22 protein-coding genes are annotated in these 25,467 nt (G+C 32.1%); all 22 read right to left on the bottom strand.

The genetic code is table 11. The features are described 5' to 3' along the window. Positions 1-46: 46 nt before the first annotated feature. Complete coding sequence (locus AC5YGG_RS10210) at positions 47-598, bottom strand: sugar transferase (protein WP_496144402.1); 552 nt, start codon at positions 596-598, stop codon at positions 47-49. Positions 599-625: 27 nt separating this feature from the next. Then, positions 626-1,528, bottom strand: coding sequence for an NAD-dependent epimerase/dehydratase family protein (locus AC5YGG_RS10205; RefSeq protein WP_496144401.1), 903 nt, complete (start codon positions 1,526-1,528; stop codon positions 626-628). Beyond that, positions 1,525-2,607 carry a hypothetical protein gene (locus tag AC5YGG_RS10200; protein ID WP_496144400.1) on the bottom strand — a complete coding sequence of 361 codons (1,083 nt, stop codon included), beginning with the start codon at positions 2,605-2,607 and terminating at the stop codon, positions 1,525-1,527. Before AC5YGG_RS10200 ends, AC5YGG_RS10205 begins: the two co-directional genes overlap by 4 nt. Further along, the gene (locus AC5YGG_RS10195; RefSeq protein ID WP_496144399.1) at positions 2,604-3,416 is read right to left on the bottom strand and encodes a glycosyltransferase; all 813 of its coding nucleotides are present in this window, start codon (positions 3,414-3,416) and stop codon (positions 2,604-2,606) included. Before AC5YGG_RS10195 ends, AC5YGG_RS10200 begins: the two co-directional genes overlap by 4 nt. Then, positions 3,409-4,278 (bottom strand): glycosyltransferase family 2 protein, encoded by an 870-nt coding sequence (locus AC5YGG_RS10190; protein ID WP_496144398.1) that lies wholly within the window; start codon positions 4,276-4,278, stop codon positions 3,409-3,411. Before AC5YGG_RS10190 ends, AC5YGG_RS10195 begins: the two co-directional genes overlap by 8 nt. Continuing rightward, positions 4,275-5,381 carry a glycosyltransferase gene (locus tag AC5YGG_RS10185; RefSeq protein WP_496144397.1) on the bottom strand — a complete coding sequence of 369 codons (1,107 nt, stop codon included), beginning with the start codon at positions 5,379-5,381 and terminating at the stop codon, positions 4,275-4,277. The genes AC5YGG_RS10190 and AC5YGG_RS10185 overlap by 4 nt, the downstream gene beginning before the upstream one ends. Continuing rightward, complete coding sequence (locus AC5YGG_RS10180; protein ID WP_496144396.1) at positions 5,356-6,723, bottom strand: hypothetical protein; 1,368 nt, start codon at positions 6,721-6,723, stop codon at positions 5,356-5,358. The genes AC5YGG_RS10185 and AC5YGG_RS10180 overlap by 26 nt, the downstream gene beginning before the upstream one ends. Then, positions 6,713-8,143, bottom strand: a complete 1,431-nt coding sequence (locus AC5YGG_RS10175) for a lipopolysaccharide biosynthesis protein (protein WP_496144395.1) — start codon at positions 8,141-8,143, stop codon at positions 6,713-6,715. The genes AC5YGG_RS10180 and AC5YGG_RS10175 overlap by 11 nt, the downstream gene beginning before the upstream one ends. Then, positions 8,133-8,570, bottom strand: a complete 438-nt coding sequence (locus tag AC5YGG_RS10170) for a serine O-acetyltransferase (protein WP_496144394.1) — start codon at positions 8,568-8,570, stop codon at positions 8,133-8,135. Before AC5YGG_RS10170 ends, AC5YGG_RS10175 begins: the two co-directional genes overlap by 11 nt. Positions 8,571-8,639: 69 nt before the next feature. Further along, complete coding sequence (rfbC, locus tag AC5YGG_RS10165) at positions 8,640-9,191, bottom strand: dTDP-4-dehydrorhamnose 3,5-epimerase (protein WP_496144393.1); 552 nt, start codon at positions 9,189-9,191, stop codon at positions 8,640-8,642. Positions 9,192-9,341: 150 nt separating this feature from the next. Beyond that, positions 9,342-10,637 carry a nucleotide sugar dehydrogenase gene (locus AC5YGG_RS10160; protein WP_496144392.1) on the bottom strand — a complete coding sequence of 432 codons (1,296 nt, stop codon included), beginning with the start codon at positions 10,635-10,637 and terminating at the stop codon, positions 9,342-9,344. Between the two features lie 28 nt (positions 10,638-10,665). Next, positions 10,666-11,634 (bottom strand): SDR family oxidoreductase, encoded by a 969-nt coding sequence (locus tag AC5YGG_RS10155; protein WP_496144391.1) that lies wholly within the window; start codon positions 11,632-11,634, stop codon positions 10,666-10,668. An 8-nt stretch (positions 11,635-11,642) separates the two neighbouring features. Continuing rightward, positions 11,643-13,985: a GumC family protein gene (locus AC5YGG_RS10150; protein WP_496144390.1), complete on the bottom strand. Its 2,343-nt coding sequence runs from the start codon at positions 13,983-13,985 to the stop codon at positions 11,643-11,645. Positions 13,986-13,993: 8 nt separating this feature from the next. Next, on the bottom strand, positions 13,994-14,782 hold the full coding sequence (locus tag AC5YGG_RS10145) for a polysaccharide biosynthesis/export family protein (RefSeq protein ID WP_496144389.1): 789 nt from the start codon (positions 14,780-14,782) through the stop codon (positions 13,994-13,996). A gap of 138 nt (positions 14,783-14,920) precedes the next feature. Then, entirely contained in the window at positions 14,921-15,727 is an 807-nt protein-coding gene (locus AC5YGG_RS10140; RefSeq protein ID WP_496144388.1) for a polysaccharide biosynthesis/export family protein, read from the bottom strand. A gap of 140 nt (positions 15,728-15,867) precedes the next feature. Further along, positions 15,868-17,826, bottom strand: a complete 1,959-nt coding sequence (locus AC5YGG_RS10135; RefSeq protein WP_496144387.1) for a UDP-N-acetylglucosamine 4,6-dehydratase family protein — start codon at positions 17,824-17,826, stop codon at positions 15,868-15,870. 409 nt (positions 17,827-18,235) lie between these two features. Then, a complete protein-coding gene (locus AC5YGG_RS10130) occupies positions 18,236-18,697 on the bottom strand; it encodes a regulatory protein RecX (RefSeq protein WP_496144386.1) in 462 nt (153 codons plus the stop codon). A 55-nt stretch (positions 18,698-18,752) separates the two neighbouring features. Further along, positions 18,753-20,018, bottom strand: coding sequence for a serine hydroxymethyltransferase (glyA, locus tag AC5YGG_RS10125; RefSeq protein ID WP_496144385.1), 1,266 nt, complete (start codon positions 20,016-20,018; stop codon positions 18,753-18,755). A gap of 149 nt (positions 20,019-20,167) precedes the next feature. Continuing rightward, entirely contained in the window at positions 20,168-21,073 is a 906-nt protein-coding gene (locus AC5YGG_RS10120; RefSeq protein WP_496144384.1) for an NAD(P)/FAD-dependent oxidoreductase, read from the bottom strand. A gap of 106 nt (positions 21,074-21,179) precedes the next feature. Beyond that, complete coding sequence (locus AC5YGG_RS10115; RefSeq protein ID WP_496144383.1) at positions 21,180-22,703, bottom strand: glycosyltransferase family 39 protein; 1,524 nt, start codon at positions 22,701-22,703, stop codon at positions 21,180-21,182. A 145-nt stretch (positions 22,704-22,848) separates the two neighbouring features. Continuing rightward, complete coding sequence (locus AC5YGG_RS10110; RefSeq protein WP_496144382.1) at positions 22,849-24,060, bottom strand: efflux RND transporter periplasmic adaptor subunit; 1,212 nt, start codon at positions 24,058-24,060, stop codon at positions 22,849-22,851. Between the two features lie 118 nt (positions 24,061-24,178). After that, a complete protein-coding gene (locus AC5YGG_RS10105; protein ID WP_076551011.1) occupies positions 24,179-25,450 on the bottom strand; it encodes an ABC transporter permease in 1,272 nt (423 codons plus the stop codon). Between the last annotated feature and the right edge of the window lie 17 nt (positions 25,451-25,467).

The raw sequence follows: 25,467 nt of genomic DNA, 5'->3' as shown, positions 1-25,467 counted from the left end.
ATAATTTTTCTAAGCGATTTATTTATCTTTTTTTAAGTTCGTCGTATTACTTTCCTACACGGTCCCCCTGCCCTTTGCCTCCAACTGTAGCAAGAATATACTTTATATAATCCGAAACCGTTAAATTTCTCAGCATTTCCGCATCTTTTTCTGCAAGTTCTACAGGTCTGGACATATCGATTTCATTAATCTGTGCTAAACCGGTAATACCTGGTATGAAATTATAAACTCCTCTTTTATCTCTTTCCTCAATAAGTTCTGTTTGATTAAAAAGATTGGGTCTAGGTCCTACAAGACTCATATCTCCTTTTAAAACGTTAATAAGCTGCGGAAGCTCATCAAGTTTTGATTTACGCAAAAAGCTGCCGAATTTTGTTACAGAAGCATTGCTTGAAAGATGGGTAGCTACAGACTTTGTATCTACATGCATTGTTCTGAATTTTAATAATTTAAATGGCTTTTTCTCTTTACCTACTCTTTCCTGTACAAAAATAGGAGATCCTGTATCAAATAGTCCGATTATATATAATATTACTCCCACTGGCCATAAGAAAAGGATTCCGAAAAAAGAGAATAGAAAGTCAAGTATACGTATCATTGTTTGAATTTTAGAAATTTAGGTAATTTAAATAGTAAAACTTTTTATAGTTTTGATTAATCCTTCCTGAGCTGTCATAGGTAAAGAATTAATTTTTAATCCTGTTTTTATTTTCTGATTAGAAACCACATAGGATTCTGTTAATTTTTTTAATCTTTCAGAATTTAACGGAAGGTGTAACTTATCGCCAAGTTTTGCCACATTTTCGATCATACTTTTTGATAAATTCCAAAGCTTTGCCTTCTTACCGAGAGCATTATTGATTACTTCAATCAGCTTATTAGTGGGTATTGCTTCATCATCGGCAAAATTGTATATTCCTGAAGCAAGCTCCTGATTTATTATCATTTGATCAACAAGAAAATTTAAGTTATCAATACTTAGGAATGATCTTTTATTTTCAAAAGCAGCTAAAGGCCATGGTATTCCTTTTTTAACGATTTTGTACAATAAGTTCAGATTTCCTTTATTTCCCGGGCCATGAATCATACAAGGGCGGATAATAAAAATTCTTTTACCTTCCGGCAATGTTTGGCTGAGCAGGAATTGTTCTGCTTCAAACTTTGATTTTCCATATGCTGTAAACGGTTTACCGATTACATCTTCAGTTAAAGTCCCGTTCACAGTATCTGCAGCTGCTTTAACGGAGCTGAAGTAAAAAAAATCTTTTATGTCTGACTTCAGGAACTTTTGAAACAATGTGATGGTAAGATCCCTGTTTATTTTAAAATATTCGTCCTCCGCATCGGTATTAGAAGTATCATGTGCCTTACCTGCTAAATGGATAATAGCATTAGCCCTAGCATCAATATTTTTTGTCCATCCTTGCTGTCGCAAAGATAAAGGCATTACCTCAATTGATTTAGAAATAAAATACTGACTCAAATTTTGACCAACAAATCCAGTTGCTCCTGTTATTATAATCTTCATTTGACTTTAAAATTATTGAACTTTGTTTTAAGTGCAGAGTCACCAGTATTTAAATTAAGTTTTGAAAGATTGGTTTTATAAAAAAAGAACTTTTCTTTATTATTGGAGTATTTAGTATTCTGTAAATTAATGATTCCTTCAAGATTTGTTGTATTTATATCATTCTTAAATCCATGAAAAGCGATTCCGTAAGTTGAAAAAGAATCAGTGTGCCCATCTATATTTATCGATACCGTCTTCTTCTGATTAGATTTATATTGTTCAAATACTAAAAGTATTCCTGCCCATTTATTATTGAAGGTGGTAACATTTTTAATATTAATACTATCCAAATCGTCATAAATTCTATTAGGTTCTAAATCAATCCCACTTTGAGGGCTATTACCATTAGTATTGGCAATATAGCTATTCAAAATATCAACATTTTTAGCAGAAGTAATTGATATTCCATTTCTTCTAACATTATCTATAACAGCATTCGTTATATAAATTTTAGAAGAAGGTTTACCATTTATCTGTCCAACATATATTCCATCACCCCATGTATTTGTTATATATGGAGAATATATTTTGACATTTTCACCACTTTTGATACCAATACCAAATCCCCATTGTCCATCCTTACCCAAGTGACCATTTCTATCACCTTCTATATTAGCATAAAAAATTTTCACATTACTTATATTGTTAACACCTAAAATACTATAACCTATCTTCGCTGAAGGTATTAACACTAGTTTAGTATTGGGTTGAAACAATAAAACTTGATTAGAATTTAAATTAATCCCATTATCATTTACTTTAAGTGTTTTATTAGGAAGTAAAACGATACTATTTTTATTTACAGCATCCTGGATATATTGAGTCCAATCTATGGAAGCATCTTTTTGAAGGTTTGCAGGGAGTGCTTTTTCCAATGAATAAGCTTTTTTAAAATAAGCATTATATTCCTCACTAAACGTCGTTACATTACGATAATTATTTATAGTCTGCGAGCTTAGCTTCTGTACCGTAAAAGGTTGCTGTGCACTAACAATTATATTGGCTAGCAGCATAAGTAAAAATGTCATTTTTTTCATCTGAATTGATTTAAAATGTGATTATTAACTTTTATTCTTTCTTTATCAAAAAACCAACCCCATTTATCAAAATAGTTTTTTGCCGATGTTATAAATATTTTAAATAATTTTTTACTTTTATTTGCTCCTGATTCATAACCATGGAATACAGAAACTTTTGGAAAATATACAGTTTGAAATTTTTGGTTCATTCTTCTTGAAATATCCCAATCTTCAAAATACATAAAAAAACGATCATCATATAACCCGATAACATCTAATGCTTTTGCATTAAAAAGAGTGAAACAACCTGAAAGAATAGGAGCATTATAAATTTGATTATCAGACACATTCCTAAGTTCATACTTTTCAATGAACGAGTTATATATAAACTTAGGTTGCTTTATTTTTCTTAATACAAGACTTAATGGTGAGGGCAGCAGCTTAGGAAGATGTTGTACTGTACCATCTAAGTTTAATATTTGTGGCATCATCATACCAATGTTCTTATTAGATTTCATATACTCAACCATGGGAGTAATTACATCTTCTGTAAAATATACATCAGGGTTAATTACAAAGTGATAGGGTATTTCATCTTCTAACGTTTTTTTTAGCGCTATATTATGAGATGCTCCAAATCCTGGATTGGAAGGATTATGTAAATATTCAATATTTTCTTTATCGTTAAAAAAGGAAATTAATTGATTAGTTGGAGAGTTATCTATTATATATAATTTATACGAAGACTTTACAAGTTCTAATGATTTGAAAATGTTATTTATATCTTCTTTTGAAGTATTATATAATACAATTGACAGGCTAATCATTTTTTTTATATTTATTAAACATTAATTGAAAAATTATAAATGATGGAGCATAAAAAAATTTAGCTGTAGATTCTACTCTTTTTTTACTCCAACCCATTTTTTCTAAATATAGAACTTGACTCAAGCTAAAAGCACACCACCTGTATGCTAGTTTTGTTAAAGTTTTATTTTTACTAAGTTTAAAAATTTCACTATTCTTTAAAAGTTCCCAAATTTGAGCCCTTACTTGCAAATGGGCTCTAGCTCTTAATGCTGCATTGGTACCACGTATTCTTACCCTACACAAAGATTGATTTACTAATAATATTGGATAGGTTTTGGATAATGTTAACCATAAATAATAATCCTGACCAAATCTCATCTTTTCTTGAAATCTAAAATCTTGATTTTGAAGAACAGATTTCTTTATTATTACCGAGGGAGTTGCTACATGCATAGAATAGAGACTCATAGGAAATATTTTCCCATCATAATATCCTAAATCTACTTCTTTTAAAAGCCCATTTTCATTGAATGTGGTATAATTTGTATGGCTCCAAACCGCATCATGCCGCAACATATGATCTAACTGAATTTCAATTTTTTCAGGCATCCAAAGATCATCAGAATCTAAAAAAGCTATATACTCACCCTCAGCTTTGTCAATTCCATAATTCCGTGCTTTTGCTGGCCCTCCATTTTTTATTTTAAAATATGAAATTAAAGATCCATATTTATTTAAGAAGGCTGTATCATTTTCAGGAGATCCATCGTTTATAACAATAATCTCAAAATCTTTATACGTTTGATTTAAAATACTATCTACCGCCTCTTCTAACCAATTTATATTAGAATAAAATGGTATGATCACACTAACTTTCATAATTCTTTTTGTATAAATTGGTTTAACTGTTCAGAGTGATCAATTTTTTTATCTGCCAAATAATTCTGAATAGTCTTTAAACCGTTATTCGCTAATTTTTGAGCTAAAGACGGATTATTAATTAGTTTTTCTAGCTGACTTACAATACTATCTGAACTTTTAGGAATAATTTCAAGACAGTTTTTTCCATCTTTCATAAGATAATTAATAGTACCAACAAAAGTTGTCAAAATCGGGATATGCATCATCATCGCTTCATATAAAACTCTTGGGAATCCTTCGTGATAAGTTGGCAAGATAAAAATATCGCTCTTTTTATAGATACTGATCAATTCTTTTTTCTCAGAAATCATTCCCCAAAAAGTAACACTATCCTCAAGTTTGGCTTGCTTAATCTCATTAACTAATTTATCATAATCTGTACCACTACCTACTATGTTTAAATGGATATTATATTTTTTTTGTTGTAAAGTAACTAAAGCATCTAACAATTCAAAAAGACCTTTATCAAATACTAGTCTTCCAACATACAATAACTCAATAGTTTTGTTAAAATCAAATTTCTTTTCACTTATTATATCAAACTCGTTAAAGCCTATCATGGGGCGAATTGTGTGTACATTTTGATTATAATCTGTAATTTTTTGTGTAAAACTTGGGGATATAGTAAATATTGTTCTAGCATTTTTAAGGATTATTTTAGATATTCCTGATTCTATCCCCTGTTCACCTCTTATATATAAACCATATGGCTTTCTATACATTATGCACAATAAAGCTATAACTTGGCAAATTGGACCAGGATAAAAAATATAGACAAAATCATTTTTTAAGATTAATTTTTGGATTTTAAAAAATGATTTAAAAAAAGGTAAAAATCTATTGCCTCTACGCTTTACATCATAGATTTTAATATCTGTATCTGATAATGGAAAATTTGCAAACGTATCTTTAGCTGTTTTTTTTTGACTAATCTGAAATGCACACACTTCATTTTCTAGTTTCTGTAATTTTATAAAAAAACCTCCGGTTTCTTTATTGAGATATAGTTTGCTATTTTCTTCATAGAAAATAGTATTATTTATAGCCAAGATTTTTTTCATAAAAAACTGTCTTTAAAAAATTAAATAAAGGAACTAAAACGATAAAAAAAGTAAAAATAGTTTTATAAATAGACCCTATATTAACCATCATAAGTGTACTACAACTAAAAGCAATTGTAACATAACATATAAATAACAAAATATCTTTTTGTTTGTATGCAACTCTCTCCCAGTAAAAGCTTAAATAAATTAGATAAATAAAATGTATATAAAAAAAACCATAAGAGAAATGGTATAAACCTGATATTGAAATAGGTACAATTTGATCTTGATTCCTGTAACTACCATAAATTTCATTATTAAACAATGTTGATGTTTGATAATGTTCATCACTTAGTTTTGAAAAAAAAGGAATATTTTTAAAAACATCTGAGATCAAATAAGAGGGTCTCTCCGTTAATAAAACATTTTTATTGTTATAAGATTCTAGCCCTTTCGAATAATTAAAAATTCCCGTAAAATAAGCATTAAGTTGTAAAGCACTCACAAAACTATCTAATGTAACTTGTTTATGAGTTGAATACTTAGTCAATGAAGAGACGGCAATTACCAGTATGGATAAGCATAGTGAGAAATTAACAATAATTTTTTTATAAGATGGAAATATGTGTAAAAGCAATAAAACCAATGGTATTGAAGCATATATAATACTAAATCTACTACTTCCCACAATTATTGAAGAATTAAACAGGACAATAACTGAAGAGAAAATAATTTTTTTTGTTTTGCTTACTTTACTTTTACTAATTTTTAATATTATAATTGCGACACAGACAGTTCTAACAATAGGAAAGAAAAAGTTTGACAAAGAAGAAGAATCATCCTCTTCTCCTTCTAATACATTTTTAAAATAATCCCCAAAGTTCCATATAAAATTTACCTTCTTTAGAAAAGCCTCATCTCTTAAAATAAAAACTAATAAAATAATTAAAACTAAAAAAACACAATTATATAATTTCTTATTTTCCGTAAAATTTATTTTATCTTCATTTATTTTACTTTTAACATTCATAAATAATACTGCCATTATTATATTTTCAATAATAAACATGAAAGTAGTTAAATCTGAATAAAAGATGTCAGTACTAAAAAATGTCTTTTCGCCATTCATAACAATGTAGGGTAGTAAAGACATTCTTATAAATGCCTGAATATACAATACCCAAAATACAAAGTATTTAGATAAAATATTAATCCTTAAATAGCTTACAATAGAAGTAAAAATAAATACTATTGGTAATATAAAAACATATTTAAAGCCTGTATTTTCAATAAATATTCCATTAAATGCTATAAATACATTTATGATAATAGATAATACTATCGTAATTTTAGATCCCATTTTTTTTAATTAGTTTTAATATCACTCTAAAATCAACAATTTTAAATATTTGAGAAAACATTATATAAAGAAATATCACTATGAATGATAATATGTATATATAACCATTTTTAGGTAAGTGATTTTCTATTAACATATCGCATACAACTAATAGTATTATCAAAAAAACTACTTTTAACATTGTTACTAGCTCCTTAAAACCAATGTTGATAATTTTAGAGGTAAAAAAATAGTTAATAAAATAACTAAATGCATTTGTAGCGATATATCCATATAATAGTATATCTATTCTTTTCAAATATACCCCAATAACTAGCGTTATAATTTGAAAAATTTTTTTTACAATCTCTAATCTTAATAAATTCTGTGTTTTATTATATATCTTAAATATCATTTTATTGATTAATTCCTGTGTATAAAATAGCGAACCAATTATTAATAACTTGATATAAAAAACAGCTCCCAACCATTTGACTCCAAACATTAATAAAATAATATCTTTTCCAAAAAGTTGTATAACTAAAACAGCCATACCCATTAAGAATAGAAACGACTTTGATATTAAATTATATGTTTTAATTAATTCTTGTGTTTCATTCTGTATCCTGGAAAGACTCGAAAAAAACACTCCTTGGGATAAATTATTTACAACATTGTTCGGAACATCCTGCAATTTCTTTGCCTGGTAGTAAAAACCAACCTGATACATATTAAAAACTCTTCCAATAACAAGCTGATATATATTATCAAACGTCAAATTTAATACTGAAACAAGAGTTGTATTTACTCCAAAACCAAATAATTCTTTAAAGGATTTTTTATCAAAATGTAAATTAAAATAAAATCCTTCATAATAAATATATAAAAGAGTTTGAAATAAAACTGTTGAAATAGGAATGGATATTAGTGCCCAAATCCCTAATTTAAAAAAAAATGCTAAATATATCCCAACTATGGCTCCAAGAAAACTTGATATTACAGTTATTACAGATCGTTTTTTGAACTCTAATTTTTGTAATATTTTTACATTCTGAATTGTTTGAAAAGAAGATATAATAAGTATTACTGCAGCAGCCATAATAGGCAACTTAATCGTGGGAGTATTATAAAATTGTGCAATCAGTCCTGATGCCAATATCATGACAAAAAATAAAAAAGTACTTACAACCAAATTAAATGTAAAAACTGTGGAATAATCTTCTTCTCTTTTATCTAGTCTTCTAACTAGTGCACCTGAAAGTCCTCCATCAGTAAAAACATTGAATACGGCAATGAAGAACATAATAATTCCTAATTGACCAAACTCTTTCGGTCCCATAAGACGTGCCAAAAGAATATTAGAAACTAAAATAATTCCGAGCGAAAAAATATGACTACCCATTGACCAAAAAGAGTCAAGTAATAATTTTTTATTTTTCATCCAAATATTTTAAGATCTTAGAAGGAATTCCACCTACAACGGCATTATCAGGTACATCCATTATAACTACCGCATTAGCTCCAACCATTGCATTTTTACCAATTTTCACATCCCCTAATATACAGGCTCCAGTACCTATAAATACATTATCATTAATAACAGGGGCTCCTCTACCATTTCTTCCACCTAAAGTAACATGTTGCATAATTGTTACATTACTTCCTATTCTAGCTTTTTCATGGAATACGACCCCTAGTCCATTATGTTTCAAAACACTATTTTTTCCTATTAATATATTCACTGGAATATCTGCAGAACATGTAATCCTGATAAACCATTGCACAACCTTAGGTAAAAAAGGGATGTTCTTATTGTATAAATAATGCATTAATCGAATGCATTTCATTATTAAATTAGGTTCCTTCATAAAATTACTTTAATCCAAATTAACTGTTCACATTACTTTTATATATGTAATGACTTTAAACAAAAATTATTAGTTTTTTTTTCTAAAAGCTTCAAAAGTCTGTGCTTCTTTATCTTTTTCTGAAATAATCATTTTTTCTACCGGAACACTCCAGTCTATATTTAATTCTGTATCTAATGGATCAACCCCATCTTCAGAAGCTTTGTTATATTGATTATCACATTTGTAGAAGAAAACAGCACTCTCGGAAATTACAGAGAAACCATGTAAAAATCCTCTGGGAATAAATAGTTGTTTTTTATTTTCTGCCGTTAATTCTATTGCTATTGACTGTCCAAAAGTTAAAGAATCTTTTCTTGCATCTACTACAACATCTATTACTCCTCCTTCAATAACTCTCACCAGCTTTGCCTGTGAGTGCTCCCCTTTCTGCATATGAAGCCCGCGAACCACTCCATATGATGATTTTGATTGATTATCCTGCACAAAAGAAGGTTTATACCCTAATATCTGTTCTAATTTTTCTTCATTATATGATTCAAAAAAATATCCTCTTTCGTCCTCAAAAATTTGAGGTTCCAAAATAAAACATCCTTTTAATATTGTTTCTGTAGCTTTCATATCTCTGTTTAATAATAATTTCAGAATCACTGTAGCAATTCTGACAGTGATTTATAAATGGTTTTATATACCTGAAGTTTCAATCAATTACCTCATAACATAAGAGCCGATAAAACCGGCTCTTCCTGTTACTTTTTAAGGTATTATTTCTTATAATCTTGCGTCACAATTATCTAGGATGCCCTTCACATCATAAATAATTGCATTCTCTTTTAAAAATTTACTTAAATCCAGATCAAGGAATTCTTTATGAGCAACCGTAAGGATAATGGCATCATATTTTTCTGTAATACTGTCTAAAGAACTAACAGAGGATATACCATATTCATGATGAACTTCTGCTTCATTTGCCCAAGGATCATAAGTAGTAACTTCCAATGAATAATCTTCTAAAGCATTGATCACATCAACAGCCTTTGTATTACGTACATCCGGACAGTTTTCTTTAAAGGTAATTCCCAAGTTCAGTATTTTGGCTCCATTTACTTTAATATCTTTCTTGATCATTGTTTTCACAACCTGGGAAGCTACGTATTCGCCCATTGAGTCATTCAAACGTCTTCCTGCTAGAATAATTTCAGGATGATATCCTTTTTCCTGTGCTTTTTGAGCTAAATAATAAGGATCAACACCAATACAGTGTCCTCCTACAAGCCCTGGTTTGAAAGGTAAGAAGTTCCACTTAGTTCCTGCAGCTTTTAAAACAGCATGGGTATCAATTTCTAACAGATTGAAAATTTTTGCCAATTCATTAACGAAAGCAATGTTGATATCACGTTGTGAATTCTCAATCACTTTTGCAGCTTCAGCCACTTTAATTGTAGGGGCTAAATGTGTACCTGCTACAATTACAGATTTGTAAAGATCATCAACAACCTTACCTATTTCAGGAGTGGAACCTGAAGTAACTTTTAAAATTTTCTCAACAGTATGTTCTTTATCTCCCGGATTAATACGCTCTGGTGAATACCCTGCATAAAAATCTTCATTGAATTTAAATCCTGATACTTTTTCCAATACCGGAATACATTCTTCTTCAGTTACGCCAGGGTATACTGTAGATTCATAAATCACTATATTTCCTTTTGACAACACTTTACCTACTGTTTCTGAAGATTTGTATAAAGGGGTCAAATCCGGGCGGTTATGCTTATCTACAGGGGTAGGTACTGTTATCACATAAATATCTGCATCTTTAATATCATCAAGATTTGAGGAACAGTATAAGCCGTTTCCTGATGTATTAAAAGGATTTTCAGCAACAAGTACAGATTGCAAAATATCATCATCCAATTCCAATGTATGATCTTTTCCTTGATTAAGTTCTTCAATACGCTTCTGATTGATATCAAATCCTACTACAGAAAATTTTGTAGCAAATAAACGTGCTAAAGGCAGACCTACATAACCTAATCCAACAATTGCAATTTTATGCGTCGTATTCATTTAATATTATATTAATTTGATTGTAAATTTATTTTAAGTTTTCCCAGTACCATTTTACTGCTTCTTTAAGCCCTTTATCAATAGTATGGGTAGGCTGATAGCCCAGTAAAGATTTTGCTTTTTCAATTGAAGCCAGAGAATGAGGAATATCACCTAATCTGTTGGGACCATGCACTGGTTTGATATTCAAAATCTCAGAATCGAATTCTCCCAAGTATTCTCCAAGATATTTTACCAAATCATTCAAAGTTGTACGGTCGCCGACAGCTGTATTGTAAACTGTATTGATTGCTTCCGGATTATCCGTAAGCATTGCCAGTTCATTCATTTGTATTACATTGTCTATGTATGTAAAATCACGGGAATAATTTCCTTCACCGTTAATTTTAGGTGACTCGTGGCTCATCAGTTGTTTTACAAATAACGGAATCACTGCTGCATATGCTCCATTTGGATCCTGACGGCGTCCGAAAACGTTGAAATAGCGTAATCCAATGCATTCTATACCGTATGTTTTACTGAATACATCAGCGTAAAGTTCGTTAACATATTTAGTAATAGCATAAGGAGACAAAGGTCTTCCAATTACATCTTCAACTTTAGGCAGAGATTCTGAATCTCCATATGTAGAAGATGAAGCCGCGTATACAAAACGTTTTACATTGGCATCACGTGCTGCCACAAGCATATTTAAAAAACCGGAAACGTTAACATCATTACTTGTAATCGGATCTTTAATTGAACGAGGAACAGAACCTAACGCAGCCTGGTGCAAAATGTAATTTACTCCATCAACTGCCTTTTTACAAACCTCAAGATCACGGATATCTCCTTCTATCAAAGTATAGTTGGGGTTTTCAAAGAAAGGTTCTACATTATGACGATGTCCTGTTGCAAAATTGTCAAGGCAAACAACCGCATAATTTTTATTCAAAAAATATTCAGTTAGATTAGAGCCAATAAAACCTGCCCCGCCAGTAATCAAAATTTTACGCATATAATATTTTATGATTTAAATAATTTTTGCCACCATTTTTTTTTCTTTTCACTTGTATAACCATAGCCATAACCATAATTATAGCCATAACCATAACCTCCTACATTTTTAGAAACATCATTGATTACAAAAGAGACATTGGATAGTTTTGATTCTTTTACCAAATTATTGGCAAAATCTACCAATATATTTCTTGAAACCCCTGATCTTACTACATAAAGTGTTGCGTCAGGTGTATCTGCAATATAGAGTGTATCAGAAACCAACATAAGAGGTGCTGAATCTATAATAATATAGGCATATTTATCAGTCAAATCCTGAATAAGCTTTTGATATCTTCCATTGGATAGAAGCTCCTGTGGATTGGGAGGAATAGTTCCTGCATAGATCACATCACAATTAGGATTGGTATCGGATGTATGAATTAATTCGTCTACACCAGTTGACTCATCATACAAATATTCTGTAAGTCCTTTTCCTTTTATTGGTTCATTATCATATCTCTGAATCTGAGGATTTCTGATATCGGAACCAATTAAAAGAGATCTACCGTTCTTATTTCCAAGAGTTAATGCCAAATTTACTGAAACTAAAGTTTTACCTTCTCCTTTTACAGAAGAAGTCACCATAACAACTTTAGCAGAATCCTTTTTCGGTAGCACATATTTCAAATTGGACACCAATACTCTGAATGCTTCTGCCAATTCTGAAAAATCATTTTTTTGTACCAAATGGTTTTGATTACCATCTAATGATGGAATATCCGATAGTACTCCCAAAGAAGTACGATCTGAGATATCACTTCTACTATATATTTTATCATCCCACATGAAGAAAAAATAAAATATTGCAAAAGGAATTAATATTCCCAACATAAATGCTCCTACAAGAATCAAACTTTTTTTAGGTGAAACAGGAATATCAATTGTATAAGCAGGATTTACAATTTTAGCCTTTGGAACTTTTACAGATAAATTTATTGCATTTTCTTCCCTTTTCTGCAGAAGGAAAAGGAAAAGTTGTTCTTTAAGATTTTGCTGACGTTCAATTCCTCTGTAAATCTTTGATTGTCCAGGAACTTTTTCAATCATCCCCGTATTAGCTGAAATCTGACCGTTTAATTGAGCAATAGAAGCCTGCATACTAGCTTTTTGCTGACGGATATTATCACGAACAACCTCTTTCAATGATGCTATCTCCTTATTCATTTCTATAACGGCAGGGTTTTCGTTAGTAGCCTGCTTTAATGTCTTATTTCTACTGATAAGAAGAGTATTATATTGTGAAATTGCCTGTTCTAAAGAAGGACTAAGTCCTAAGTTTGAAGGCATCAGCTGATTATCTCCTTTGGATGCTTCTGCCTGAAGAGAATTTAATAAATCTAATTGTGTTTGCTGTAAAAGTAAAGACTTCGTATTATCACTTGTATTCTGAAGAGCAAGTTGTGCTTGAGCCTGAAGATCAACAATACGGTTACGGTTCTGAAAATCTTCTTTCTGGTTTTCTACTCCTGAAAGATCACGTGTAATAACTTCTAATCTTTTATCTATAAATTCCTGAGTATTTTGTGCCTGTAAGTTTTTATCTTTAAGACCATCTAAATTATATTCTTTGGTAATTTCATTAAGAATAGACTCTGATTTATCAGGAACAGTTCCTACCAGGCTTATGTCCATCAACATCGCTTTCTGGTCGGGAAGATTAACCTGAATCTTCTTTTCTAATTTTTTTACTTTCTCTAAAGGATTCCAAAAAACAATTTTATATTTTGAGCTGAAAGTAAGACCGGGTATTTTCTGCAATATCACTGTTCCGAAATCCAATTTTAATTTCTTATCAAAATTTCCTTTAAATAGTTTTTTATCACTATCCTCTAAAACAAAACTATTTCCATTTACTTCTTTTACTACATACTCTGAAGAAATAAACCTCTTTTGATCAGTATAAGAAATAACTTTGGCTATAATCGGGATTTTTGAAAATAATTCAGAATCCTTTATTTCACCGGAATTATAGTATTGTACATTAAGGTTGAGGTTCTCCACCACTTTCATAAGAATAGGTCTCGAACTAACAACTGCAACTTCACTTTTCAATTCATCTGCATTTCCTAATCCCAGTCCGAGATTCTCTAGGTCCACCAATGCTCCTGTTAAATCCGACTGCTTTTTATCAAATTTAAGTGTTGTAGTTGACTGATATTGTGGTATACTGTATCTAAGGTATATAAATGCTGCTACTAAAAAGACTAAAATTGATCCTACGAACCATGGCCATTTATTAAGATATTTGCCAATAATTTTTCTTAGGTCTAAAGTTTCTTCATTTTCCTTAAGTTCTATCTGCTGCATATCTTAATTTATCGGGTTAAAGAAATGATAAGGGTAGCAACTCCCAATGCAGATGCAATAATTTGGAAAGTAAGAGCCCTGTTAGGGTTAGAATTAGCCTGAACCTGCTTGTTCTTATCAGGTTCTACATAAAGCACATCATTCTGTTTCATATAATAGTAAGGTGAATTGACAATATCAGATCTGGATAAATCCAGGTTTACCACCTGATCTTCCCCACTATCTGCCGTACGGATCAGCTTCACTTTCGTACGATCTCCAAAATCTGTCATATCCCCAGCTAAACTCAATGCCTGGAAAATATTTAGTTTCTGTGTGGTACTCTCTTTTTGCCCCGGCGTCTTAACTTCCCCAAGAATGCTTACGTTAAAGTTTTTCAGCGTAGTGGTTACTAAAGGATCTTTAAGATATCTTTTTAATCGGGATTCAAGATCATTTTTCAACTGCACCTGAGTCATTCCCTTGACGTATACATTTCCTAATACGGGAAAATTAATATAACCATCTTCATTCACCAAATATTCACTTGGCTGTACATATTGGTTAACTCCATTCACAGATGTACCTCCTACACGGTTTGCCGTATTCAGGTTAAATGGTTTTACTGCAGCTTCATCCAGTGCTGAAACTAAAATTAAAAGCACATCACTTTCCTGAATGTGAAGTCCTTCATATTTTGCCTTAGCAATTTCTTCTTCCATATTATGCTGCGACATATACACCATGTTCTGCTTAGGCTTACAGGATAAGAGAACAATTGATAACAGTATAAAATACGTAATAATAGTTTTGTTCATAATTTTAATAATATCAATCATAAATACATTTTCAGAAATAAGACATTTGCACGAAAAAGTAAATACAATAAATTTGTGTTTAATCAACTTGTCTTTTTAGAGACAATTTTAGCTATTAGTTTTTTTATTTAAAGTTTATTAGTTTTTTATTAAGGCTAATATTCCTACTGTAATTGATGCAATTACTGATGCTACTGATATATATAATCCTGTATTTGGATCTACTCTCGCAGCTTTTTCTCTTACGGCATTAGGCTGCACATATACAACATCATTTTGTTTCAGGTAGTAATAGGGAGAATTAATAAAATTAGCACTTGTAAGATCTATTCTTTCTTTACTTATCTGACCATCAATATTTCTAACAACCAAAACATTATTTCTCACCCCATAAGGTGTAAGATCTCCTGCAAGTCCTAGCGCCCCAAGTAATGTTGTCGTTCCATCGGGAATAACATAAGTTCCGGGTTTAGTAACTTCACCTAATACTGAAACTTTAAAATTAATAAGCTTTACATCTACTACAGGATCTTTTACATAAGCTCTGATAAGATCAGAGAGTTTAGCTCTGAACGTTTCTATATTTTCATTTTTTGTATTCACCTTTCCAATTTGAGGAAATACGATATCTCCGTTCGTATCTACCACATAGGTAGGTCCTGAAACAGGAGTAGCCTGAGGAAGATTATTACTACTTGGAATTGTATACTGAGCAACATTCGTGCTTGATGAATAATTTTGATTAAAAATTTTAACTACTTCCATATCTTTAGCAGAAATAGAAATAATTAATTGATCACCAGGCTGAAGATCAACTCTGCTATTTTTGATCGAATTCTCCAAAGCTATGCCATCAATGTCTTTCATATAATTGATTTCTTGTCTTGGTGTACAAGAAAGTACTGATATGCAAATCGCTCCGTAGAAAAAATACTTCAAATTCATTTTAATAATTTTTTCACAAAAATAGGATAATTATTTTAAGGTAATACTTTATAAACTATGTCTGTTAGGAGATATTAATTATAAATCTTTTATCTTCTTAAATTGATTATTTAAAAAACTTCAGTAAAACCTTCATACAATCAAATAATATCCTTATCTACAACAGTTTCTTTATCTAAAATTTCAAATTCAGAGTTATTACTTATAAATTCAGGAACAATTGTCTTTAATATTCTTACTACTTCCAACCTGTTTCTTTTTACGGCTGCTACAATAATCTGTTTACTTAAATTATCGATTTGACTAAATTCCATTAAAGGATCTTTTGAGATCAGAATCTTTTCATGATGGGTAGGAATTGTAACCGTATTATTACTTAAAAGTTCTTCATACAATTTTTCCCCAGGTCTTAATCCTATAAATGTAATTTTCATATCTACATCAGGAGTATAGCCGGATAGCCTGATCATTCTTTTTGCCAGATCAAGAATTTTCACAGGTTCTCCCATATCAAATACATAAATCTCACCTCCGTTCCCCATTGTTCCTGCCTGAAGTACCAGCTCACAAGCCTCCGGAATTGTCATAAAATAACGGATGATATCAGGGTGTGTAATGGTTACCGGACCGCCCTTTTCAATTTGTTTTCTGAAATGAGGAATTACCGATCCGTTTGATCCTAAAACATTTCCAAAACGCGTAGTGATGAATTTTGTAGGATGCCCTGGGGTATTCTGTAATGATTGTACGAATAGCTCTGCTGCTCTTTTGGAAGCTCCCATCACATTCGTTGGGTTTACAGCCTTATCAGTGGAAACCATTACAAATCGGTTCACTTTATATTTTTTAGATAATAAAGCTACATTTTTAGTTCCTAAAACATTCACAAAAATAGCTTCATGCGGATTATCTTCAATCAATGGTACATGTTTGTATGCAGCTGCATGATACACCATAGAAAACTGATAATCTTCAAATAATTTTTCTAATCTGTATCTATTGGAAATATCAGCTAGTATGAATTTAAAATTTTGATCAGGAAATTTCTCCAAAAGCTCCAGCTCCAGCTCATAAAGTGGAGATTCAGCCTGATCTAGTACAACAATAAGAGATGGATTAAACTGTGAAACCTGTCTTACGATTTCACTTCCAATAGAACCAGCTCCTCCTGTAACCAAAACATTTTTGCCAAAATGTCTTTTCATTACCTCCTCACTCTCAATACTGATAGGTTTACGGTTTAGCAAATCCTCAATCTGAAGATTACTGATCCCTCCTACAAGATCGCTATCTCTCATTTTACTAAGGGTAGGTGCCTTCAGAACCTTCAGGTCTTTATCCAGAGCCAGCGTCATCCATTCCTCAATCTCCTGTTTTGTCATAATCTCCTTGATAAGAAGAACAGCATCAAATTTTTTCCCCAGGTTCTCACTGACGAAAAATTCATTTTTATTGTAGATTTTATGTCCTAACAATAATGCTTTATTAGAGTCTGATCTGCTGGTAAGGAAGCCTTCCAGTCGGTAAGGATAATTGGGATTGTGCATAATTGCTCTCGCTACTGCTACTGAAGCTTCCCCCACTCCCACAACAGCAACTTTCACTTTAGATGATGCCCCTTGAATATCTACAATAATATTAAAAAACTGCTTCGTTACCATTCTGAAAAAGAACATTATAGAAACAGAAATAAGGAAATACAAAAAAAGGTTTGGATACAGAAATAGTGATTTTCCCATTACTAATTCTGTAATATAGCTTACGATCAAAAGACAAACAAGTGTACTTCCTGAAGACAGGATAATTTTGAAAAAATCAAAAAAAGTAGAATGCCTGATAATTCCTGCATAAGTTTTAAAAACATACATAAACAGAATATTAAACCCGATAAGGATTAATCTTTTCTGAAGGGTATATTCAGGAAAATTAACTTCCACATCTAAGTTTTTCAAAAACAAACGTGAAAGAAAAATAGAAAATAAGATAATTAAAATATCGATAAAGATAACAAACCACCTTGGCATATATCTTAGTTTCGTAATTTTTATAATGTTATCTCCATTGTAAAAAGCACGAAATCCATCTTGCAAATTTCTCATTCAAGGTAAAGTGATTTATTTACTGGGTAATAGTAAGGGTAGTATTCATAAGTTAAGTGACGTTTTGGTTTTCCATTTGATATCATGCCACTCATGAAGTATTACAATTATCATTAGTACAGAAATTCTGTATAATTAATCTTTTTCTACGTAATATATACGGTACAGTCATTTTTTTAAGGTAAAATCTCAAAATAGAGATATTTATTACGAAAAGCATTTTTCATGCCACTTTAGTGTTTCAGATAGTTAAAATTTAATTTTTTTTTAATTAAATAATCTAAACTATTACAAATAAAAGCATTATATAGTTTAATATAAATTAATCAATTTCAATCTTATTATTCTTTTTTTGTCAGATGTTATATTTTTTTTAATTATTCACAGAAAAGACTATTAATTTTATAGATTAATCATCAGTGGCTTGTAATATTGCATCATATTCAAATCCCCTGCTCATTAGATATTTTATGGTTTTTGATTTTTTCTGATATTCCTGTAACCCTTTCTGTCTGGAAGAATAATCTTCGTAGATTCTTGTGATCGTTTTGTTATAATCATCTTCATATATTTCATCAAAACACATATTAATGAGTTTCTCAGAGATCTGCTTTTGCTTAAGATTCATTTTAATCTTATTTCTACCCCAATGTTTGATGTAAAACTTCCCTCTTATATAACTTCTGGTAAATCTTTCTTCATTAAGGTAGTTTTCCTTCATCAAATATAGAATAATCTCTTCTTTAGCTTCATCTATCAGCAAAAACTCTTTCATTTTTTGTTCTACCTCTGCATGACAACGATCTTGGTATACACAATAGTTTACCAGTTTCAGTTTAATTTCTTCAAAAGTAAAAGACTTCTTTTCCATGGATAAAAAAAGAATGGGCAGCAGCCCATTCTTGGTATAATATTGTAATCTATAATTAATAGTTGAATAGAGCCTTACCTTCCATTAATTCATTAACTTTCTTTCTTACGGATGAAAGTACTTCTTCATTCTTAATATTGTCTACCACTTCAGAGATTAATTCTGCAATAGTATTCATATCATTTTCTTTAAGACCTCTGGTTGTAATAGCTGCAGTTCCTAATCTGATACCGGATGTAGTGAACGGAGATTTATCATCGAAAGGAACCATATTTTTGTTACATGTAATATCGGCAAGTACTAATGCTTTCTCAGTTTCTTTACCGTTTACACCTTTATTTCTAAGGTCTACCAACATTAAGTGGTTATCTGTACCACCGCTTACGATGTCAAATCCTTTGTCAATCATAGCTTTTGACAATGCCTGAGCATTAGCTCTCACTTGTTTAGCATAAGTTTCGAACTGTCCGTCTAAGGCTTCACCGAAAGCAACTGCTTTACCAGCAATTACATGTTCTAGTGGTCCACCTTGAATTCCAGGGAATACAGCACCATCCAATACCTGGCTCATCATTTTCGTTTCTCCTTTTGGAGTTTTGTGACCATAAGTATTTTCAAAGTCTTTCCCCATCATGATCATTCCACCTCTAGGACCTCTTAAAGTCTTGTGAGTAGTCGTAGTTACTACGTGGCAGTGTTCAAATGGAGAGTTTAATAATCCTTTTGCTACCAAACCTGCCGGGTGTGCGATATCTGCCCAAAGAGTTGCTCCGATCTCATCTGCAATCTCTCTGTATTTAGCATAGTCAAGATCTCTTGAATAGGCAGAGAAACCAGCGATCATCATTTTCGGTCTTTCTCTTAAAGCAACTTCTCTCATCTGATTGTAATCGATAAGTCCTGTTTCTCTTTCTACTCCGTAAGAAACCACTTCATATTGAATTCCTGAAAAGTTTACTGCAGAACCGTGAGTAAGGTGTCCTCCCATGGAAAGGTCCATCCCCATAATTTTATCTCCAGGTTTCAAAACTGCAAGATAAATGGCTGCATTCGCCTGAGAACCGGAATGTGGCTGCACGTTCACATAATCTACTCCGAAAAGTTCCTTTGCTCTGTTGATTGCCAATGTTTCAACCTCATCTACAACTTCACATCCTCCGTAATATCTTTTCCCAGGATATCCTTCAGCATATTTATTTGTCAGTACACTTCCCATTGCTTTCATCACATTCTCAGAAACAAAGTTTTCTGATGCGATAAGCTCTAATCCATGAGTTTGTCTTTGTCTTTCCTTTTCAATCAGGTCGAAAATAATATCCATTTTACTTTTAGTTTTTGAAATTTTTCACCCCAAATGTACGGAATTTTCGTTGAGATTTTACCATTGAAAAAGATGATTTTTACAGCTAAAAAAGAATTAATTCAAATTAATTTTTCAATTTATTCTGAATTTTTCATCAATATTCTGTTTTAAAAATCTTCTTCGGAAAGTTCCTTATTCACCATGGCACCTGTAAAATTACCTTGCGCAACAGCATTTGCCACAGACCTCATCATAGTTGTATTATCACCGCAGGCAAAAACTCCGGGAATTTTTGTTTTTTGCATAAAATCAACCTGAATATACCCTTGCTCTGTAAGCTCATCATCTAAATTTTCTGAAATATTGATATTCTGCTCAAAAGGGATTTTGGCATATAATGCTTTTAAAGAAACAGATTTTCCATTTTTGAAAGTAATTTTTTGAATCTGCCCGTTTTCATGGTCTATTTTTTCGACTTCACCTTCGTTGATATCAATATTATTGTTTTTAAGTTTTTCAATCTGTTCAACGGTAAGTTTAGTTTTTCCGTTGGTAAACAAGGTCAGGGTTTTGGTCATATTAAAAATCAATTTTGAAAACTCATACGCCATATCTCCGTCCGCAAGAATCCCTGTGATTTCATTTTTGACTTCATACCCGTGACAATAAGGGCAGTGCAGCACAGAGATTCCCCAACATTCAGCAAATCCCGGAATATCCGTCATAATATCTTTTACTCCTGAAGCTAGAATCACCTTTCTTGCCTGGAATTTTTCACTTTCGGATATTTCCACTTGAAAACCCTCAATATTCTTTCTTACGGAAACAACTGTTCCATGATAAAATTGAACTGTCTGATATTTTTCAACCTCTTTTTTTGCCAGCTGATGAATTTCTTCTGGGGTCTTCCCATCATGAGTTACAAAGTTATGCGAATGAGGAGTCTGCCTGTTGCAGGGTTTTCCATTATCAATAATTAAAACATTTCTGAGAGATCTCCCCAATGCCATTCCTGCTGACAACCCTGCGTAACTTCCGCCTATAATAATGACATCAAATTTTTTATTTTCCATGTTTCAGTTGAGATTAAATTTTACTGTACAAAGGTAAAATAAAATCCACTTAATGCAATTTTGTTGCAATAATATTTTCTCTTCCTAATTACTATTTCCTAAAATCTTACTTGCGCCATCGGTTTTTTACTTCATGAATCTCGTCCTGAATTCTCTTTCGTATATCAATTTTCGCATCTTCAAAACTAAAAATAACAGTTCCTCTTTCTCTCGCATATGGATTGGTTACAGAATCTGCGGTTACAGAATGTTTGAAAAATACTCCCGTCTTCTCAAGTTCATCTTCTGGTGCGTCTTTAACTCTAATCAGATTTTTATACTTCTTACTTAAATCCATCCAATCAATATAGTCTGCATTGAATGAAACTGCTTTTACTCCTTTTGTTGAATAAAAATTAATTGCTCCTGCCTGTCCGTAATTATCACATAACACAAGCGTATTTCCTGATTTTGATAATCTTGAATATTCTTTATCTACTTTCTGAGCAAGTTCTTTCCAGCCCAGCATATCTGCAAAATCCTGAGGTAATGCATGATCTTTACCATCTTCCCAGCGCAAGAGCCCAAACCTTTTATAAGATTCGGGATTTTCAGCTATAAATTCAGGGGTTTTATTTGGAAATGCTAAATTATATATAGGTAAGAACAGAATGACAGGGTGTAAAATGCAGACAGGTTTGAGAAATCTTTTCCATCCGCTATTTAAAATATTCTCCAGATAAACGGCTCCGAATCCAATATAAACAGGATATATACCTATTGCGTAATAATCTTTTGCTCTAAAAAACACAAACAACGATATTGTGATAACATATCCCCAAAAGAAGAACCTGATCTTTTCAAAAGATTTATAAAATAATAAAGCATAAAAGCCAAACAGAATAACAAATGTTACGCCTATGAAGAATAAAAGCTGTGATTTCAAAAAGTCAAATCTGTTGACATTTACTAACTGATATTCGGAAAGTTCTTTCATATGATGAACAACCGGAAAACCATTATTATACTGCCAAACAAGGTTAGGGAAAATAATTATTAAAGCTAAAAGTGCTGCGCCGTACGTGTGGGGATTTACAAAAATCCGTCTCTGTTTTGTCAATAAAAGTGCTGGAATAAATCCTAATGCAAGAAAAGCTATATTGTATTTATTGAGTATTCCAATTCCGAAAATAACTCCGCCCCAATAAAGCCAGCTTACTTTTTCTGTATAGGTATATTTTATCAGAATGTAGAAAAAAGAAGTCCATAACAAAACGTCTAGTGAATTGGGCTGATACAGCATATTCATACGAAGCAAGGATGAAAATAACAATCCCAAAGAGGCAAGAAGACAAGCAAAAAGACCACCTTTTAATTCTTCGATGGCTTTCCAGACCACAATCATCGTAAGGGCTCCGAATAAAGCCGGGAAAAATTTAATCCAAAATACAGAGCCGCCCAATATCTTGATCAGCCATGAAATCCATGAACTTACAGGAGGAACTGAAAGATATCCCCAAGCAAGATGATTCCCCTGATCCAAATGTAAGTATTCATCCCGCTGCAATTCATATTCAGGACTTATCAGGATATATTGAAGGATAAATTTTACAATGATAAGCAGGAACAAAATCAGATAATTTTTCTTCATGGCTATATTTTAAATTAAAATTAAAACATTTCTAACGGTATTTTTATTGCATTTTAAATTTAATTTGACAATCAGGCTAAATTTCATTCATAAAAAAATCCCGGAGAAAACACTCCGGGACTTGCCAATTTATAATGTCAGTTTATTATTTTGACTTTGATTTTTCTTTCAATTCTTCTTTGTCTTTATCGGATGGGTTCCAAACTTTCACTTCTGAATCTTTTGTAATATCCGATCCCGGAAGAATCTGAACATTGATCCCATCGCTAGCACCAAGTTTTACGTACACTTTTTTAAACTTACCGTCTTTTTGCTTCACTTCTACGAAAGGAACATCTTTACCTTGTTTCTTCTCATACTGAACTAAAGATTCATCCAGTAATAAAGCGTTTTTCTGAGAGCTTAACACAATCTCACCGTTAGCAGAGAAACCTGCTCTGATATATTCGTTATTAGGATTATCCACATTTCCTTCTACAGGAAACTTGATGGTACCTGCATTATCTTTTCCTTTAGGAGCAATCATGGTTAGTTTTCCAGGGAAAGTTTTGTTCTGTAATGCACCGATTACAATATTCATATCCATTCCTTCGCTAAGTTTTCCTGCCTGCGCCTCGTCTATTTCTCCTTTAAAGATTAAGGAGTTTAGATCTGCAATAGAACAGATTGTAGTTCCGGCGTTGAAGTTATTGGCTTCAATTACCTGGCTTCCTACTTTTACAGGAACTTCAAGAACGGTACCTGCTACTTTTGAACGGATTTGCGTAGTTGCCAATCCTTGCCCCTGCAATTCAGGAGTAGCTCCGGTTTTTGCGATCTGTAATCTTTTCTGAGCAGTATTCAATTGTTGCTGAGCATTTTTAAGCGTCTGCTGTTGCGAATACAATTGCTGCTGAGCATTCAGGAATTCCTGCTTTGAAGCAACACCTTGCTTATACAGCTTATCCTGAATTTCAAATTGCTTCTGCATGTTTGATACATTCATCTGAGCATTGCTGATCTGAATCTGAGCATTCTGAACTTCCTGCTGAGATGCGTTTACTTCTGAGATACTTGGTACAATTTTCACAGTAGCAATCAACTGACCTACTTCTACCTTATCTCCTTCCTTTACTAAGATTTTATCGATAATCCCTGCAATATTGGGTTTGATTTCAATTTCTTCTTTGGGAACAATTTTTCCGGTAGCCATCACCTTATCATCCATATTCTGAATGTTGGGTTTACGGGTAAGGAAGGATTCGCCTTCTTTGGAATTTGATTTCACAAGATAGCCAATCCCTGAGAACAATGCCACTGCAAATAAAAGCCCCAACACAATATAAATGGCTTTTTTCCAAGTGAATTTCTTTTTCATATGTCTAGTTTATTTTTTAATTAAAAGATTGAAAGGTTTAAAAATTAAAAGAGTAATACCACATGGCTACTGATCATTTTCTATTTTTAAATTTTCAAATTATATCATTTTCAAATTATTACTCTGTTCTTAATGCTTCAATCGGTCTGATCTTTACGGCTCTCTGCGCAGGAATCATTCCGATAATCAGCCCCAAAATAACCATTACTGCCATCGCAGCAAATACGTTTCCGTAGTTTACCGTCGGATTATAGAAAGGAAAAGAATCCTGTCCCTGGGTAACGGCATTTAAGATCATCAGCACAAAGATTCCAAACATAAATCCTAATAATCCCGAGGAGAGCGTGATCACTACACTTTCTAACAAAATCTGGTTTCTTACTTCGGCTGGTTTTGCTCCCAATGCTCTTCTGATTCCGATTTCTTTGGTTCTTTCTTTTACCGTGATCAATAAAATGTTAGAGATCGCAATGACTCCTGCTAAAATCGTTAGTGTTCCCACAATAATGGTCAGAAGCTGCATTCCCGTAAGGAAACCTGTCAGTTTTTTAAATTCTTTTCCAAGATTGAAACTACCGAATGCATTGGTATCTTCAGGTGAAACTTTGTTTTTAGCTTTTAACACCTGTTTTACATCTTCTTCCACGGAGTTCACATTTGCATTTGGCTTGCTTACAATTGCAAACATATCAATCTGATCTCCTGCATTATACATTTTAGTATATGTAGAAAGTGGAATAAAAGCGGTCTGATCATTCTCAAAGCCTCCTCCTTTTTTCACTCTGAATACTCCGATTACATTAAAGAACAGCCCTTTGATATTGATTGATTGTCCTATCGGATTTTCCTTTTTCTTAGAATCAAAGAAGTTTTTATAAATTTCTTCTCCGATGACCACTACATTTTTATTTCCCGAAACGTCTGCATCATTGATATAGCGTCCGAAAATAAGTTTCTTTTCTGAAATTTTATTTCCCACCGAGTAATCTCCCGTAAGAGAATAGGTAGCACTTTTGCCGTTTCTGGACATAGATTCTCCTGGTGTTCCCGTAAAGCTTCCTCTGGCATTCTGAGGAGAGATATAATCTACCTGTGTTACTTTTCTTTTCAGCATTTCCATATCGGAAAGGTTCAGGTGAACTTCTCTTCCTTTGGGAAATCCTTCGTAAGGAATAGAGGTTTTCTGTGCCCACAGGAAAATGGAATTGGTAGCAAATCCGGAAAAAAGTTTATCAAAACCATTCTCCATTCCTTTTGCTGCTCCAAGAAGGCTCACGTACAGGAACATTCCCCATCCCACGCCGATCATGGTAAGAAATGTACGAAGCTTATTATTTCTTAATGAATAATAAATCTCCTGCCAGGTATCTTTTTTAAATATAATATTCACCTTTATGAATTATTAGT

The organism is Chryseobacterium sp. CS2K3, assembly GCF_059515185.1.
The sequence above is the reverse complement of the archived record's forward strand: the minus strand, read 5'-3'. Positions and strand labels throughout refer to the sequence as shown.